Here is a 16,839-nt window from a genome sequence, read left to right as displayed (position 1 = left end):
TGTCTTTGTACCTTGGTGTTTCCTTCAAATCAGTTGCTTAATATTGAAACAGATTGACAAATGCTCTTTACAATACTTAATATAAGCAAGCTATAACTGATGAAACCGTGGGACAAAGAACGTATGCCGACTTTTTTGCTGGTTTGGTTGGGACAAATTGTTTCTATGTTTGGTTCCAGCTTAACCGAATTTGCCTTGGGGGTTTGGGTGTATCAAACCACAGGTTCCATTACCCAGTTTGCCCTGATTTCTGTTTGTATTCATCTGCCAAATCTATTGATTTCCCCCCTGGCAGGTGCTATTGTAGACCGTTCCAGTCGTCGCGGCGCGATGATTATTAATGATATTATTGCGGCGGTCGGAACCTTAATATTAATGGTATTGGTGTTTTCTAACCGTTTAGAAGTTTGGCATATTTACGTCGCTGTATCCATTAGTTCCATTTCCGGTGCCTTCCAATGGCCCGCTTATATGGCCTCCATTCCCCAACTGGTTCCCCGCAATGATTTGAGTCGCGCTAATGGCATGGTGCAAGTTTCTAGGGCGATCGCTAAAATTTCTGGCCCAACGGTTGCGGGAATTTTAGTCGGGAGTATTGGCATTGGTTCAATTTTAATTATTGATTCTGGAACCTTTGTTTTAGGGTTAATTACTTTATTAATTGTACGTTTTCCCAAAGTAGAACCTTCAAAATCCCAACAAAAACCCTTAAGTTTTAACCGACTTTGGAAAGAAACTCTTTCCGCTTGGGATTATATTCTCATGCGTCCCGGTTTAAAAAAATTATTAGGCTTTTTTGCTATCACCTACTTTACCGAAGGAATGCTTGCTATTTTATTCTGGCCTGTGGTTTTAACCTTTGCCAGTAGTCAACAATTAGGCTTAATTCTTTCTATTAGTGGTTGTGGAATGCTTCTCGGAAGCGTGGCGGTCAGTATTTGGGGCGGCCCTAAAAACCGGATGAAAGCAATTTTATGGTTAGTGGGTTTACAGGGTTTATGTCTGTGTTTGAGCGGGTTTAGACCTTCGATTTTCCTAGCTGGAATTGGGGGATTTGGTTATTTATTTGCCCGGCCTTTTATTGTTAGTAGTAATCACACCATCTGGCAATCTAAAATACCCTTTGAATTACAAGGACGGATCTTTTCTTTACAAAGTGTGGTCGAGCGATCGCTTTTAATTCTATCCCATTTAACCGTTGGGCCCTTAGCTGATCGGGTTTTAGAACCCATGATGAAACCCGGTGGACTCTTAGCTGATAGTATCGGTCAAATTATTGGAGTCGGCGCGGGACGAGGAAGTGGGTTATTATTTATGTTAATTGGTATCCTCAATATTGTAGCCGCTTTAATTGCCTATCGAATGCCTCGTTTACGACGAGTTGAAAAAGAAATTCCTGATGCCATTCCCGTCATCAGTTAACAATGTAGAGACGTGCCAGGACGCGTCTCTCTTTCAAATCTTGTAAATCTTTTAACAGGTTACTAAATACTATTAACTCTTAACTTATTATGAAAATTCTACAAATTATTCCTTCAATTTCTTTAGTATATGGTGGCCCGAGTCAAATGATCCGGGGTCTATCTTCAGCGTTAGGAAAACTGGGGGTTGAGGTCACAGTTTTAACCACAAATTCTAATGGCGATCGCGGACAACCGCCCTTAGATGTTCCTTTGGATATTCCCGTACAGGAAAAGGGTTATCAAATTCGCTATTTTCCCTGTTCTCCCTTTCGTCGTTATAAATTTTCTTTAGATTTATTAAACTGGCTAAAAAACCACGCCTCTGAATATGATTTAGCCCATATTCATGCCTTATTTTCTCCCGTAACTTCGGTGGCTGCAACCGTCGCCCGTTATCAAAAATTACCCTATATTTTACGCCCATTAGGAACCCTTGATCCAGCCGATTTAAACAAGAAAAAACAGTTAAAAAAACTCTATGCAGCCTTATTAGAACGTCCCAATATTGCCGGGGCGGCGGCGATTCATTTTACCAGTCAGGAAGAAGCCCGAATATCGGAACGATTTGGAGTCAAAACGAATGATTTAGTGATTCCTTTAGGCGTAACTTTACCTGAATTAACCGAAATTCCCCAAGTAATTTTATCCCATTTAGAAATAAAGCCGAATATTCCGATTATTTTATTCTTATCTCGAATTGAACCCAAAAAAGGACTGGATATTTTGATTCCGGCTTTAGAAAAAGTCTTAAAAACCGGATTAGAGTTTCAATTTATTTTAGCAGGTTCTAATCCTCAAGATCCCGAATATGAGGCCAAAATCAAACAACAAATTCAACAATCTCCTTTAGGCGAAAAAACAATAATTCCCGGGTTTGTCACCGGAGAAATCAAAACCGCTTTATTAACAATAGCGGATTTATTTGTTTTACCTTCCTATTATGAAAATTTTGGAATTGCCGTCGCAGAGGCGATGGCGGTTGGTACTCCGGTGGTGATTTCCAAGGGAATTTATATTTGGGAAGATGTGGAAAAAGCCCAAGGAGGTTGGGTCGGAAATGGCAATATTGATGAAATTGCAAGTTTAATAGAAACCGCATTAACTAACCCACAGGAACGTCAACAGCGAGGATTAAATGCTCAAAATTATGCCTTAAATTATTATAGTTGGGATGCGATCGCTCAACAAATGATTCAAGCCTATCAAGGATTAATTTCAACTTCAAGATCATTATAAAGTTAGATATAAGCTCTATCTTTCTATTTGTGGGAGCTACAAGGATCAAAAAGCGATCGCTTTACAAAATCGGCGATCGCACGAGGGGAATTATCTTAAGAAAGACCGTGAGCAAGTCTTATAAAAGAGTCACATTCACTGCGGAGGGGCCTTTTGGCCCCGGTTCGGTCTCGAACTCCACAACCTGGCCTTCCTCCAGGGTTTTAAAGCTGTTGCTTTGAATAGCCGAGAAGTGCACAAAAACATCTTTAGAGCCATCCGCGGGGGCAATGAAACCAAAGCCTTTTTCTGCGTTGAACCATTTGACCTGACCTTTCATTCTAGCCATGTTTTGACCTCTAGGGAATTATGATCACCACGAACCTGTGATCGCCGACTTTGTAGAGCGATCACACGAGGGAGTTATCTAAAGAAAGACCGTGAGCAAGTCTTATAAAAGAATCACATTCACTGCGGAGGGGCCTTTTTGACCCTGTTCGATCTCGAATTCCACAACCTGGCCTTCAGCTAGGCTTTTAAAGCCACCGCTTTGAATAGCCGAGTGGTGGACAAAAATATCTTTAGAGCCATCCTCGGGGGTAATGAAACCAAAGCCTTTGGAGTCGTTGAACCATTTGACCCGACCTTTCGTTTTAGCCATGTTTTAACCTCTAGGGAAATAAAATTAACCTCAAACCACTATTCTATAAGAGTTTGATTGAAATTTTTGGATATGTCTATTATAGTTTAGCTTACTCAAGGATCAAATTTCGACAAATAAAAAAGGTCTGACTGATAAAATCATCCGATCCAATTCAGATCGATTGTGTTCAAGAAGATCATGCCCCCACAATTTATTTTTCTTATCGGCGCAATCTTCTTAATGCTCATACTTCGATATCCCCAGAAATTAAAGTATTAATTAAGTCCCCTGTAAAAGTTATATCACTGAGCAATCTAATTAAAGTTGGCTCTAAATGGCTTTTGCGATCTAGTAGAAAGGTATTTTCATCTGATCGGAACATCAGATCTGCACCAACGTAATCGCCCTTTCTCCACCAATCCTACATCAATTCACGGGTTGCGCCCAGATGTAGTTACAATAGGGGCAGTATATGAATGACTATTTTTACCCCTTATTGATCCCCCCAACGATGCAACCGACCGATCCGACAAAATTTACAGATAAAGCCTGGGAAGCCGTGGTTAAATCCCAAGATGTGGCGCGTCGTTTTCAAAATCAGAATTTAGAAGTCGAACATCTGCTGATCGCCCTGCTCGAACAAAATGGACTCGCCACTACCCTCCTGAGTCGGGCGGGAGTCGATACGGATATTTTTAGCCAACAATTGGAAGCCTTTACCAAACGCCAGCCCAAGGTCGGACGCATCGACCATTTATATTTAGGACAGAGCTTAGATTTATTATTGGATCAAGCCGAAGCAGACCGTCAAGCCCTACAGGATGGTTTTATCTCCATTGAACATTTAATCCTGGCTTTCTCGGAAGATGACCGCATTGGTCGGAAACTACTGGCCGGAGAAACCCCCACCAGTCAACGGCCCGGACGTCCGGGTTATGATCGTCCGGGCCGTTCTCCTTCGATTCGTCCGAAATTAGAGGAGGCGATTAAAGCGATTCGGGGGAGTTCAAAGGTCGAAACCCAAAGCCCAGAAACCAGTTATGAAGCCTTAAAAAAATATGGTAAAGACTTAACAGAATTGGCGAAAGCCGGAAAACTTGATCCGGTGATTGGTCGGGATGAGGAAGTGCGGCGGGTGGTCAGTTGTTTATCTCGCAGAACTAAAAATAATCCGGTGTTAATTGGAGAACCGGGAGTCGGAAAAACAGCGATCGCCGAAGGTTTAGCCCAACGAATTGTGAACGGAGATGTGCCAGAATCCTTAAAAAATCGCCAGTTAATTTCCTTAGATATGGGAAGTTTAATTGCTGGAGCCAAATATCGGGGAGAATTTGAAGAAAGACTGCGATCGGTATTAAGAGAAGTCACCCATTCGGAAGGACAAGTTGTGTTATTTATTGATGAATTGCATACCGTGGTTGGGGCGGGTTCCGGGGGTGCTTCATCGGGAATGGATGCCAGTAATTTACTCAAACCCATGTTAGCCAGGGGGGAATTGCGGTGTATTGGTGCTTCAACTGTTGACGAATATCGCAAACATATTGAAAAAGATCCGGCTTTAGAAAGACGGTTTCAACAAGTTTATGTCGATCAACCTTCTCCTGAAGATACGATCTCAATTTTAAGAGGATTAAAAGACCGTTACGAGCGCCATCATGGGGTAAAAATTACGGATAGTGCATTAGTGGCGGCGGCGATGTTATCAAGTCGTTATATTAGCGATCGCTTTCTACCCGATAAAGCCATTGACGTGGTCGATGAAGCCGCCGCCCAATTAAAAATGGAAATTACCTCCAAACCCGTGGAATTAGAACAAATTGATCGGCGGGTCATGCAGTTAGAAATGGAAAAATTATCCATAGAAGGAGAAAGTTTAGGAACGGGGGAAAATAACCGTCGAAATGATGGGGGGGTGGCAATTCGTTTAGGCAGAATTAAGGAAGAAATCGAGAGTTTAAAAACTAAACAGGAAAAGCTAGCCTCCCAATGGCAAGGGGAAAAACAACTCCTAGATAGTATTAATAAACTCAAGGAAGATGAAGAAGAATTACGAGTCCAAATTGAACAGGCAGAACGGGCCTATGATTTAAACAAAGCCGCCCAATTAAAGTATGGTCAATTGGAAGTTTTACATCAGGAACGGGAAGGCAAAGAAGCGGAATTAGTTAAGTTACAATCCGAGGGTTCTTCGATGTTGCGTGAGGAGGTCACGGAAGCCGATATCGCGGGGATTATTGCTAAATGGACGGGGATACCTGTTAACCGTTTATTAGAGTCAGAACGGCAGAAATTACTGCGCTTAGAGAGTCATTTACATCAACGGGTGATCGGACAACAGGAGGCGGTGGCGGCGGTTTCGGCTGCGATTAGAAGGGCGCGGGCGGGGATGAAAGATCCCGGGCGTCCCATTGGATCTTTCCTATTTATGGGGCCGACGGGGGTGGGGAAAACCGAGTTAGCGAAGGCCTTAGCGGAGTTTTTATTTGATAGCGAGGAGTCGATTATTCGGATTGATATGTCCGAATATATGGAAAAACACGCGGTTTCTCGGTTGGTGGGCGCGCCTCCGGGCTATGTGGGGTATGACGAAGGCGGTCAACTATCGGAAGCGGTGCGACGCCATCCCTACTCGGTGATTTTATTTGATGAGGTGGAAAAAGCCCATCCCGATGTGTTTAATATCCTATTACAAGTATTAGATGATGGCCGGATTACCGACTCCCAAGGAAGGACGGTGGATTTTAGAAATACTGTTATTGTGATGACCAGTAATATTGGGGGGGAACATATTTTAGATGTGGCGGGGGATGAGTCCCGTTATGGGGAAATGGAGAAGCGAGTGATGACGGCTTTGCGATCGCATTTTCGCCCAGAATTTTTAAATCGGGTGGATGATACTATTCTATTCCATCCGTTAAGTAAAGGGGAATTACGGTATATTGTGGCGATTCAAGTTAAACGGATTCAAAGGTTATTATCAGATCAAAAAATATCCATTGAATTATCACCTGCAACCTTAGATTATTTAGCGGATATTGGTTATGATCCAGTCTATGGGGCTAGACCGTTAAAACGTGCGATTCAACGGGAATTGGAAAACCATATTGCAAATTTATTGTTAGAACAGAAGTTCGTCACGGAAGATACAATTTATGTGGATTATGAAGATGAAAAATTAGTCTTTAATCATCAACCTTTGATTCCTAAAGCTAAAGAAGAACCGTTAATTATGAATGTTCAACCGATGAGAAAGACAATATCTGATCCGTTGGAAATGGATGTTCAGCCCGTGATATTAACCACATCTAAAACAGCAGAGGGGGATGATATTATTACGGTTGAAACCGTGAAGGATGAATAGATTTTGATTTAACTTGAGGGACGTTCGATCCAACGTCTCCTAAAATTTGACTCAGCTATAATAAAAGCAAGAAATTTTAATCCTTGTAACTCCTATGGTTGATATTACTATTGCGATTCCTACCTATAATGGGGCGACCCGTTTGCCTGCGGTTTTGGAGAAATTGCGATCGCAAACCGGAACAGAACAAATTCAATGGGAAATTATAATTGTTGATAATAATAGTACGGATAGTACCGCAGAATTAGTTAAAACCTATCAAGATAATTGGTCAGATATTGTTCCTTTAAAATTTGTTTTAGAAACAGAACAAGGGGCAGCCTTCGCTCGAAAACGAGCCATTAAAGAGTCGGAATCGTTATTGATTGGCTTCTTAGATGATGATACATTACCCGCCTTAGATTGGGTGGAAAAAGCCTATGAATTTGCTCAAAACCATCCTAAAGCTGGGGCATTTGGGAGTCAAATTCATGGAGTTTATGAAGTAGAAACCCCTCCTAATTTTAGTCGTATTTCCAGTTTTTTTGCCATTACGGAACGGGGAGATAGTCCCCATTTATATGAACCTCAAATGAAGATGTTACCGCCTTCTGCGGGGTTGGTAGTGCGTCGTCAAGTTTGGTTAGAAACTGTACCAGAAGACACCTTTTTAAGTGGACGTTCCAGTCAATCTATTTTGAATAGTGAAGACTTAGAAGCGATTATGTATATTCAAAATGCCGGGTGGGAAATTTGGTATAATTCGGAAATGCACCTCTATCATCAAATTCCCCAAAAACGGTTAGAACGGGATTATTTATTATTTTTGATGCGCAGTACAGGGTTAGCACGGCATCATATTCGGATGTTACGGTTAAAACCTTGGCAACGGCCGTTATTATTTCCTCTGGGGTTAGGAAATGATATGAGAAAGGCGATCGCTTACTATCTTAAACATCGAAAAGAATTAAAAACCGATGTGGTGGCAGCTTGTGAAATGGAATTTTTAAAAAGTAGTGTGATTAGTCCCTTTTATTTGTGGAAAACATCTTATCTCAAAAAATTATGACCGATTTTACTGTTGTGATTCCCACCTATAATGGAGCCAGTCGGGTTCCTGATGTGTTAGAGAAATTGCGATCGCAAACTGGAACAGAAAATATCACTTGGGAAATTATTGTTGTTGATAATAATAGTAATGATCAAACGGCCAATATAGTTCAGAATACCATTGCATCTTGGCAAGAAGTTTTCCCGCTCAAGTATGTATTTGAAGCCAAACAGGGTGCCGCTTTTGCCAGACAACGGGGACTAGAGGAAGCCCAAGGGGAGTTAATTGGGTTTCTGGATGATGATAACTGGCCGGATGAAAATTGGGTAGCCCAAGCCCATAATTTTGCACAGCTTTATCCCCAAGCGGGCGCTTATGGCGGACAAATTCATGGAGTTTATGAAGTGCCACCCCCAGAAAATTTTAAGGCCATTGAGGGATTTTTAGCCATTCGAGAACGGGGGCCAGAACCCAACCGTTATCAACCCCAGGTGTTAAGCTTACCCCCAGGAGCAGCAATGGTGGTTAGAAAGCAGGTGTGGAGTCAAGTTGTACCCAAGCAACCTCAAATGAGTGGGAAGTTACCCGGGGGAAAAATGGTGCAAGGGGATGATTGGGAACCCTTGATGTATTTACATAAAGCAGGCTGGGAAATTTGGTATAATCCCTCTATGCACACCTATCATCAGATTCCGGCTTGGCGACTCAAACGGGATTACTTATTATCTTTGATTCAGGGGTCGTGTTTATCTTTTTGTTCCTTACGAATGATTGGTGCTAACTTCTATGAAAAGCCGATAATTTTAGCGCGAACTGTAGTAGGAAATAGTTACAATGCTATGCGGCATTATTTTAAATATCAGGGTCAGCTTAAAACTGATTTAATTGCTGAGTGTCAAATGCAGATTTATTTAAGCCGGGTTAGGAGTTTTTTTTATTTTTTGAATAGACAGTTTAAAAAATAAAATCAAAATCAATTAAAATCAATCAATCTTAATTAAATATATGAAAAAAATGCTTGATAATTTAGATCGAAAATAGGCAATTAATTTTGTTTAGCTACTTATAAATAATCGAGATAAATTGGTGTTTTCTATTGTTCCAGAATATGATATTTAATTCATTAATACATTAAATTATGTCATTAGTTTCTGTTGTTATTCCCGTTTACAATGCTAATCAAACAATTCAAGATACAATCAATTCAGTTTTGAATCAAACATTTCAAAATTTTGAGATTATTATAATTAATGATGGTTCTCAAGATTCTACACTAGATATTATTTCTAAGATTGCTTCTCAACTTCAAGAACCTAAAATTCAGATCTTTTCTTATCCTAATACGGGGGTATCAGAAAGCCGAAATCGAGGATTGGCTAAAGCTTCAGGTGAATTTATTGCTTTTTTAGATCATGATGATCTTTGGACTCCTGATAAACTTGAATCTCAACTCAATGCACTTAAAAATCATCCCGAAGCAGTCCTGGCTTATAGTTGGACAGATCATTGTGATGAATTTGGACAAGTGACGGTTTTAGGAAGACATATTACAAAGCAAGGATATATTTATGAGAATTTATTAGTCGATAATTTTTTAGATACGGCTTCTAACCCTTTAATTAGAAAATCAGCTTTGGATAAGGTGGGAGGATTTGATAGTACAATTAATTCTTCAGGCGAATGGGACTTATGGTTAAGATTAGCGGCTAAATATCCTTTTGTCGGTATTCCTAAAACTCAAGTATTGCACCGATTATCAAAAGGCGCAATGTCGGCTAACATTGTTTCTCATAAGCAAGAATGTTTAGAAGTGATTGAACGAGCATTTAATCAAGTACCGCCTTCACTTCAACCTCTAAAGTCTTTAAGTTTAGCAAATATTCATAAATATTTACTCTGTAAATCCTTAGAGGGGGAACCCAGTAGAGAAAAAGGCCGTATAGCATTAGGATTACTGAAGGATTATATCCGTTATCAACCTGAATTGCGATCGCAACTCAAATTTGCTTTAGTGATGTTTATTAAAAGTTTACTCATGATAATTTTTTCTCTGTAGAATCTCAATTTTTATTACATTAAAATGCTTATGAAATGTCAAGATTAATATATCCCAATAATGTGCTAGTATTCGCCAATTTAGACGTTTTCTTCAGTATAATTTCAGCTAATTGGGGAGGACATAAACTTAAAATAGCAATTTTATATAAAATCTTTGCAGTGATTCCTTTTTGGAGCAAGGTGGAATCATATTCAATCGTCTTTCTAAATAGTTGAAATGCTTCCATCCCCTGATTCCAAGTTGGAAGAGCTTCTAATACTTTAACCGTTAAGTATTTATAAAGATTGCCTAAACTCTGCTTTTTTAAATGTTGTAAAGATGGCGGTGCTTGAGCAAAATTTTTTTCAATTACTGCAATAGCAGCAACTTCTTTCATAACAACATTCATAGACATTGAAGAAATAGATTGTCGATATAAAATCTGTGGTTTGGGCACGGCTACAAATGGATATTTTGCTGCTAATCTTAAATACATTTCCCAATCTTGTGCAGATCTTAAAGATTCATCAAAAAGACCAACTTCATAAAAAGCTTGTTTACGAATTAATGGATTAGAACCATTAGAGAGAAAATAAGCCAATAATAAATGTGGGTAAACATCACCTGTAAATGTTGCTCGACTATCGGGACGTAAAAAATTACCCGCTTCATCAACAGCATCCGTCCAGCTATAGGAAACAGCAGCTTCAGGATGGTCTTGTAAGGCTTTTAATTGTGCTTCTAATTTATCAACAGTCCAAAGATCGTCAGCATCAATGAAAGAAATATAATCACCTGAAGATAGAGTAATACCTCGATTGCGACTTGTATTCGCTCCCTCATTATTATAGGAAAATACGGCTAATCTAGGATCGCAAAAATGCCTAATTATTTCTAAAGTTTGATCCGTTGAACCATCATTAATAATAATTAGTTCAAAATCAGTAAAAGTTTGATTTAATACTGATTCAATGGTATAATAAATTGTCTCTTCTCCGTTAAATACTGGAATAACAACTGAAATTAGAGGCATATTTTTAATCAGGAGTAGTTTCAATCAATGATGTTATCGCACCAATATTTTTAATAATACCATATTTATTTAGAACATTTTTAGCTTGCTGTTTCGGTAAAAAAATAATTGTTGCAATTTTTATTAAAGTTCTAACGGTCACTCGTTGACGCAGCATTTTTGGGTCATAAATCACAACATGATATAAAAAATTTAATGCCGCAATCGCTTTATCTCGATCAGGTTCGCCTTCTAGGGCTTTAAAAGTTAAGTATTTGTAAATATTAGCTAAACTTCGGTTTTTTAAATATTGCATTGAAGCAGGAGCTTGACTAAATTCCCGTTTAATAATACCGGTTGAAGCCTTTTGTAAACGCCATACATTCGTACTCATAGAGTTACCACTTTGGCGATATAAAATTTGAGCCTTTGGAACAGCAACATATTGATAACGCTTGGCTAATCTAATCCACATATCCTTATCTTGAGATGCTTCTAATGACTCATCAAATGTTCCTACTGTTGCAAAAGCATCCCGATGAATTAAAGGATTTGAACCATTTTCTAAAAAATTTGCTAACAAAAGATGACGATAAGCATTGCCATTAACGGTGACATGACCGCCAGGGCGTAAAAATTTACCCGATTCGTCAATACAATTTGTCCAACTATAGGCAACTTTAGCTTCCGGGTTTTCTTGCAACGCTTTAAGTTGTAATTCCAATTTATCGGGAGTCCAAAGATCATCAGCATCAATGAAAGAAATATACTCTCCAGATGCTTTTTCTAATCCTCGATTTCGGGCATAGTTTGCTCCTGAGTTATCATAGGAGAATACTTTCAAATGAGGTTCTGTAAACTTTGAAATTATTTTTAAAGTTGAATCCGTAGACCCATCATTAATAATAATTAACTCCAGATCAAGAAAAGTTTGATTCAAAACAGAATAAATTGTTTCTTGAATAGTTTTTTCAGCATTATAGGCTGGAATAATTACAGAGATTAAGGGCATTTACAATCTCACTCCTGATTATTAATTTCACTTTTAGGTAAAAAAGCTAACATAATTTAGACCACCGTAGGGAAAACCGAATTAAACCTGTAGGGGGATTACGTTTATCGGGGTTAGGCGATCGCACACAATCATAACATCACCATTCTATAGATACCTTAACCTGAAATCACTATGACCGTACTCGAACAGGGAACCATTACCATCCATACTGAGAATATCTTCCCGATTATCAAAAAATCCCTCTACACCGACCACGAAGTCTTCCTGCGGGAACTCGTTTCCAACGCCGTTGACGCCATCGCTAAACTGAATATGGTGTCTCGGTCTGGGGAATACTCCGGGGATGCGGGAGAACCCGAAATCACCATCACCCTCGATAAAGAGAACAAAACCCTTGCCATTACCGATAATGGTATCGGTATGACCGCCGAGGAAGTCAAAAAATATATTAACCAAGTCGCCTTTTCCAGCGCCGAAGAATTTATCGAAAAATATCAGGCCAACTCTGACCAATCCATCATTGGCCATTTTGGTTTAGGGTTTTACTCCTCCTTCATGGTCGCCCGTCAAGTCGAAATCGATACCCTCTCCTATCAAGAGGACTCCCAAGCGGTTCACTGGACGTGCGATGGTTCTCCGGTCTTTAAACTGGAAGACTCTGGCCGCATCCAACGGGGAACTACCATCACCCTGACTTTGATGGATGAGGAAATCGAATATACCGAACCCTCCCGCATCCGTCAACTAATTAAAACCTATTGTGATTTTATGCCCGTCCCGATTAAATTGGACGGCGAAATCATTAACCGCCAAAAAGCACCCTGGCGGGAATCTCCTAATAACTTAACCGACGAAGATTATTTAGAACTCTATCGCTATCTCTATCCCTTCCAAGAAGAACCCCTGCTTTGGGTACATCTAAATACTGACTATCCTTTTATTGTGAATGGGATTCTTTATTTCCCCAAACTCAAGCCCGATGTGGATGTCACCCAGGGCAATATTAAACTATTCTGTAATCAAGTTTTTGTCAGTGACCACTGCGAAGATATTATCCCTAAATTCCTGATGCCTTTGCGGGGGGTGATTGATAGTACGGATATTCCGTTAAATATTTCCCGCAGTGCTCTACAAAGTAATCGCACCGTCCGTAAAATTGCCGATTATGTGGCGAAAAAAGTCGCCGACCGTCTGAAAGAATTATATCGGGATAACCGCAAAGAATATATCCGTTGTTGGCAAGATATTGGTACTTTTGTTAAGTTTGGTTCCCTCAACGATGATAAGTTTAAAAAACAAGTTGAGGATATTCTGATTTGTCGTACCACCTATACCCCAGAATCTGTTAATAACGAGGAAAAAGCCGTTGATGTCCAGGTACAAACCGAAGCCGGAGATGTGTGGCAAGATGTCGCCGCCCAAACTCCTGAAAATACCGACGAAAAAGGTCGTTACTATACTACCTTAAGCGAATATCTCGAACGCAATAAAGAGCGCAATGAAAATCGGGTATTTTATTGTACCGATGAAAGTAGCCAAGCCACTTATATTCAGTTACATACCAGTCAAGGATTAGAAGTTTTATTCTTCGATTCCTTTATTGATAGTCATTTTATTAGTTTCCTAGAACGGGAACACACGGATGTTAAGTTTTCCCGGGTGGATGCGGAACTAGATGACAATTTAATTGCTAAGGATAATAGCCCTGAAATTGTTGATCCGAAAACCAATAAAACCCGCAGTGAAATCATTAAAGACCTGTTTACCGCAGCCTTGAACAAGCCTAAATTAACAATTCGGACTGAATCATTAAAATCCGAAAATACCCCGCCTGCGATGGTTTTATTACCGGAATTTATGCGACGGTTGCAGGATATGACCGCTCTGATGCAGCAACAAAAAGTTGAATTTCCTGAAGAACATATTCTGTTAATTAATACTGCCCATCCGTTGATTCAGAATTTAGTTAATTTGAGTCAAGGGGCAATTATTCAAGAGGGTGGCGAGTCTCCTTCGACGGAGTTAGCAAATATGATTTGTCATCATGTCTATGATTTAGCCTTAATTGCTCAAAAAGGCTTTGATGCGGAGGGAATGAAGGACTTTGTAGAACGTTCTAATCAGGTGTTAACGCGGTTAACAACTAATTAAGATGACGGTAAAAAAAAACCTGATTACATCTTAAGATATATCCCCCTAAATCCCCCTTGAAAAAGGGGACTTTGAGATGACAGATCCCCCTAAATCCCCCTTGAAAAAGGGGACTTTGAAACGATAGATCCCCCTTGTAGGGACTTTGAAATCCAGTTCGTTTCTCAAGGGGGGTTAGGGGAGATCTAAAACTCAAGTTAAAATCAAAGGACTTTCAAAGCGATGGGATTGTTAGAACCAAAATTCTGTATAATGGAGGTTTGGGTGCGAGACGTTCCTGCCAAAGTCTAGGAATAAAACCCGAAAACGTAAGCAGGGAGATAGGTTCAGACAATTGGTCAATGGAGTTAAAATCCACCAATAAATCCAATCAAAACCTGTCTTAACTTTAAATATGTGACCTTAAAGGAAGGTCAATCTTGGAATCAATGGTACGGATATCCGAAATTAAAAAAAATACGGTAGCCAAACCAAAAAGATTCGGCAATTCCCACAACGCCAGACTGATTATCAAAACGTTGAAGCTGGGAATAACGGGAAATCGGGTGTAAGTCAAATGCCTAGGTAGTTCTCTAGCCAATTGCCCAAGTTTAACGCGAGTAAACATCCGTCTGAACTGTCGTAAACATTATGTAGTGAAATTGACTTGATACACTGCGTTCAAAAGAACAAGGGGAAAAGATAGAGGTCTCCAAACACCTTTATAAAAGGTAAGGTTTTTTATACAACACTTACTGAGATTCCCAAAAGTACCCCGGCAGATAGGATGAAACTAAAGGCAATAATCCCATATTTAAGGAACGTGTGCGATTCGTTTAACCTAAAATAAGCTGAAAGGCTTATGGGACGGTTAGCCTAACTGCTTAAACAGTTAGTGACAACTGATTACATTTATGGGTGAACTGCCGTGCAGTAAGTCCCATCCCTCAAGTGCTGACTAGATTCGAGGGTGAAAGCTACGGGTTCAGACCTGGACGTTCAGCCCACGACGCAATGTCAAGAATCTTCCAAAGCATCAATCAAGGTGAATACTACATCCTAGATGCTGATATCTCAAAGTGCTTTGACCAGATTAACCATAAACACCTACTGTCCAAAATTGATTGTCCATCAACAATAAAAGCCCAAATCAGACAATGGTTAAAAGCTGGAGTTATGGACAACGGCATATTTAACGCAACAGAGGCAGGCACTCCGCAAGGAGGTGTCATTAGTCCTTTACTTGCAAACATCGCACTAGATGGAATGATTAATTTAGTTAAAAATTTCTTTCCAAAGAAACCAAATAGCAAAAATTACGCTACCACCATCAGATATGCCGATGATTTCGTGGTAATCAGTCCACAATTAAAAATCATTCAACAGTGCCAAGCCTCCATCGAAAAATGGTTAAAACCTATAGGGTTAGAACTGAAACCAGCCAAAACCCGTATATGCCACACACTGAGAGAAATCGAAGTAAACGGCAAAAAGGTAGCACCAGGATTCGACTTTCTAGGTTGGAACTTTCGCCAATATCCAGTTGGTAAACATCATGCCAGTAAAACTGGTGGTAAAAATCCTAAATTATTAGGACTCAAAACCCTAATTAAACCTAGTAATAAGGCAATCAACGCTCACGCGAATAAGGTAAAGGAAGTGATAAAAAACCACAAATCCTCACCCCAACACGCATTAATCAAAAACCTAAATCCGGTCATAAGAGGATGGTGCAATTATCATTCCAAAGTCGTTTCTAAAGAAACGTTCTCCTCCTTAGACCACATGACATGGCAAAGATTAAGAGCATGGACAGTCAGAAGATGCGGTAAAGCAAGTTATGGAAAACTGAAAAATTATTTCAGGAAAAACGGGAATAGTTCGTGGAACTTTGAAACCAAAGAGGGTTATAAACTATTAGCCCATCAAGATACATCTATCACCCGTCATGTAACTATAAGACCTGAAGCATCACCCTATGACGGAAACTGGACATATTGGAGTACAAGAAAAGGTACATCCTTCGATGTACCCAACAAAGTAGCGTTTCTGCTTAAAAAACAGAAAGGCAAGTGTACCTTCTGTGGGCAATACTTTACCCCAGAAGACATTGCAGAAATCGACCATATCATTCCTACGTCTTTAGGCGGAAAAAATGACTATAAGAACCTGCAATTACTACACCGCCATTGTCACGATACTAAAACGGCAACTGATGGGTCTTACAACTCAAAAGAAACCGGATGTTCTGATGATAACAGTCAACTAGACTAGGAGCCGTGTGCGATGAAAGTCGCAAGCACGGTTTTGAATGGGAGTCGGGGGTTGCAAAGCCCCCCTCGACCCCTAATACTTTTAAAACAAGAGTAAGCTGGAGTTAACCATGTCTCGGATTTGTCAGTTAACGGGAAAGAGAGCCAATAACGGTATGGCTGTGTCCCACTCCCACCGTCGCACCCACAAATTGCAGGAAGCGAATTTACAGTGGAAACGGATTTGGTGGCCCCAAGGCAATCGTTTTGTCAGATTGAAACTTTCTACAAAAGCCATTAAAACCATTGAACTCAAAGGGTTACAAGCCATGGCAAAAAAAGCCGGGCTTGATTTGAACAAATTTTAAATGTGGCCGAACAACAGCCAAGATTTCCCCAGCCCCCCTAGACAACAGGGGGGCTATTTTTTGGGGTCTATCTGAATTTTAGTTTTCGCGATCGCTTTTCAAAAAAAACTGGGCATTCTAATAGAGTAGAGGAGAATCCCTAAATTGTATCCCTGACAGTCGAAAGTGTGATAGCAAGCACAACAAATCAAGAATTATTGACTGTTTTGATTTGGGCTAGAGGTTTTATTTTATCATAGGGTTAGCATCTAAGAAGTCTGCAATCCCATGGAGTTGAAGCGCGACTGAACACGGAAAGATCCGTATTTTTAC

At 40.0% G+C, this 16,839-nt stretch carries 13 protein-coding genes and 1 pseudogene; 9 read left to right on the top strand and 5 right to left on the bottom strand.

Annotated elements, in window-relative coordinates:
• The first annotated feature begins 99 nt into the window (after nucleotides 1–99).
• Entirely contained in the window at nucleotides 100–1,422 is a 1,323-nt protein-coding gene (locus tag AC2D3N_RS16105) for an MFS transporter (protein WP_484691480.1), read from the top strand.
• 89 nt (nucleotides 1,423–1,511) lie between these two features.
• Nucleotides 1,512–2,699, top strand: coding sequence for a hormogonium polysaccharide biosynthesis glycosyltransferase HpsP (gene hpsP, locus AC2D3N_RS16100; RefSeq protein ID WP_484691479.1), 1,188 nt, complete (start codon nucleotides 1,512–1,514; stop codon nucleotides 2,697–2,699).
• Nucleotides 2,700–2,817: 118 nt separating this feature from the next.
• Here hpsP and AC2D3N_RS16095 read toward each other — a convergent pair whose 3' ends face one another.
• The 3 genes from AC2D3N_RS16095 to AC2D3N_RS16085 all read right to left on the bottom strand — a co-directional run bounded on the left by AC2D3N_RS16095 (nucleotide 2,818) and on the right by AC2D3N_RS16085 (nucleotide 3,703).
• On the bottom strand, nucleotides 2,818–3,027 hold the full coding sequence (locus AC2D3N_RS16095; RefSeq protein WP_079678307.1) for a cold shock domain-containing protein: 210 nt from the start codon (nucleotides 3,025–3,027) through the stop codon (nucleotides 2,818–2,820).
• Nucleotides 3,028–3,129: 102 nt separating this feature from the next.
• On the bottom strand, nucleotides 3,130–3,339 hold the full coding sequence (cspE, locus tag AC2D3N_RS16090) for a transcription antiterminator/RNA stability regulator CspE (RefSeq protein ID WP_079678308.1): 210 nt from the start codon (nucleotides 3,337–3,339) through the stop codon (nucleotides 3,130–3,132).
• Between the two features lie 226 nt (nucleotides 3,340–3,565).
• A complete protein-coding gene (locus tag AC2D3N_RS16085) occupies nucleotides 3,566–3,703 on the bottom strand; it encodes a hypothetical protein (protein WP_484691478.1) in 138 nt (45 codons plus the stop codon).
• Between the two features lie 129 nt (nucleotides 3,704–3,832).
• Between AC2D3N_RS16085 and clpB the strand changes: the two genes are divergently transcribed.
• The 4 genes from clpB (at nucleotide 3,833) to AC2D3N_RS16065 (ending at nucleotide 9,768) form a co-directional block, all read left to right on the top strand.
• Nucleotides 3,833–6,682 (top strand): ATP-dependent chaperone ClpB, encoded by a 2,850-nt coding sequence (gene clpB, locus AC2D3N_RS16080; protein ID WP_484691477.1) that lies wholly within the window; start codon nucleotides 3,833–3,835, stop codon nucleotides 6,680–6,682.
• Between the two features lie 94 nt (nucleotides 6,683–6,776).
• Complete coding sequence (hpsE, locus tag AC2D3N_RS16075; RefSeq protein WP_484691476.1) at nucleotides 6,777–7,730, top strand: hormogonium polysaccharide biosynthesis glycosyltransferase HpsE; 954 nt, start codon at nucleotides 6,777–6,779, stop codon at nucleotides 7,728–7,730.
• Complete coding sequence (gene hpsE, locus AC2D3N_RS16070; RefSeq protein ID WP_484691475.1) at nucleotides 7,727–8,677, top strand: hormogonium polysaccharide biosynthesis glycosyltransferase HpsE; 951 nt, start codon at nucleotides 7,727–7,729, stop codon at nucleotides 8,675–8,677. The genes hpsE (AC2D3N_RS16075) and hpsE (AC2D3N_RS16070) overlap by 4 nt, the downstream gene beginning before the upstream one ends.
• Nucleotides 8,678–8,850: 173 nt before the next feature.
• Nucleotides 8,851–9,768: a glycosyltransferase family 2 protein gene (locus AC2D3N_RS16065; protein ID WP_484691474.1), complete on the top strand. Its 918-nt coding sequence runs from the start codon at nucleotides 8,851–8,853 to the stop codon at nucleotides 9,766–9,768.
• A 28-nt stretch (nucleotides 9,769–9,796) separates the two neighbouring features.
• On the opposite strand, the gene AC2D3N_RS16060 is transcribed toward AC2D3N_RS16065, so the two are convergent.
• Both AC2D3N_RS16060 and AC2D3N_RS16055 read right to left on the bottom strand, forming a co-directional pair.
• Nucleotides 9,797–10,783: a glycosyltransferase gene (locus tag AC2D3N_RS16060; protein ID WP_484691473.1), complete on the bottom strand. Its 987-nt coding sequence runs from the start codon at nucleotides 10,781–10,783 to the stop codon at nucleotides 9,797–9,799.
• A 4-nt stretch (nucleotides 10,784–10,787) separates the two neighbouring features.
• Nucleotides 10,788–11,774 carry a glycosyltransferase gene (locus tag AC2D3N_RS16055; protein ID WP_484691472.1) on the bottom strand — a complete coding sequence of 329 codons (987 nt, stop codon included), beginning with the start codon at nucleotides 11,772–11,774 and terminating at the stop codon, nucleotides 10,788–10,790.
• Between the two features lie 174 nt (nucleotides 11,775–11,948).
• On the opposite strand from AC2D3N_RS16055, the gene htpG reads away from it, so the two are divergent.
• The 3 genes and pseudogenes from htpG (at nucleotide 11,949) to rpmB (ending at nucleotide 16,527) form a co-directional block, all read left to right on the top strand.
• On the top strand, nucleotides 11,949–13,928 hold the full coding sequence (gene htpG / locus AC2D3N_RS16050) for a molecular chaperone HtpG (RefSeq protein ID WP_484691471.1): 1,980 nt from the start codon (nucleotides 11,949–11,951) through the stop codon (nucleotides 13,926–13,928).
• Between the two features lie 924 nt (nucleotides 13,929–14,852).
• Nucleotides 14,853–16,181: pseudogene (locus AC2D3N_RS16045) on the top strand (group II intron reverse transcriptase); the annotation flags it as partial.
• A gap of 109 nt (nucleotides 16,182–16,290) precedes the next feature.
• A complete protein-coding gene (gene rpmB / locus AC2D3N_RS16040; RefSeq protein WP_026787250.1) occupies nucleotides 16,291–16,527 on the top strand; it encodes a 50S ribosomal protein L28 in 237 nt (78 codons plus the stop codon).
• The last annotated feature ends 312 nt before the right edge of the window (nucleotides 16,528–16,839 follow it).

Source organism: Planktothrix sp. PLAVEN19ND, assembly GCF_057220675.1.
This window is presented reverse-complemented; position numbering and strand designations above follow the sequence as displayed.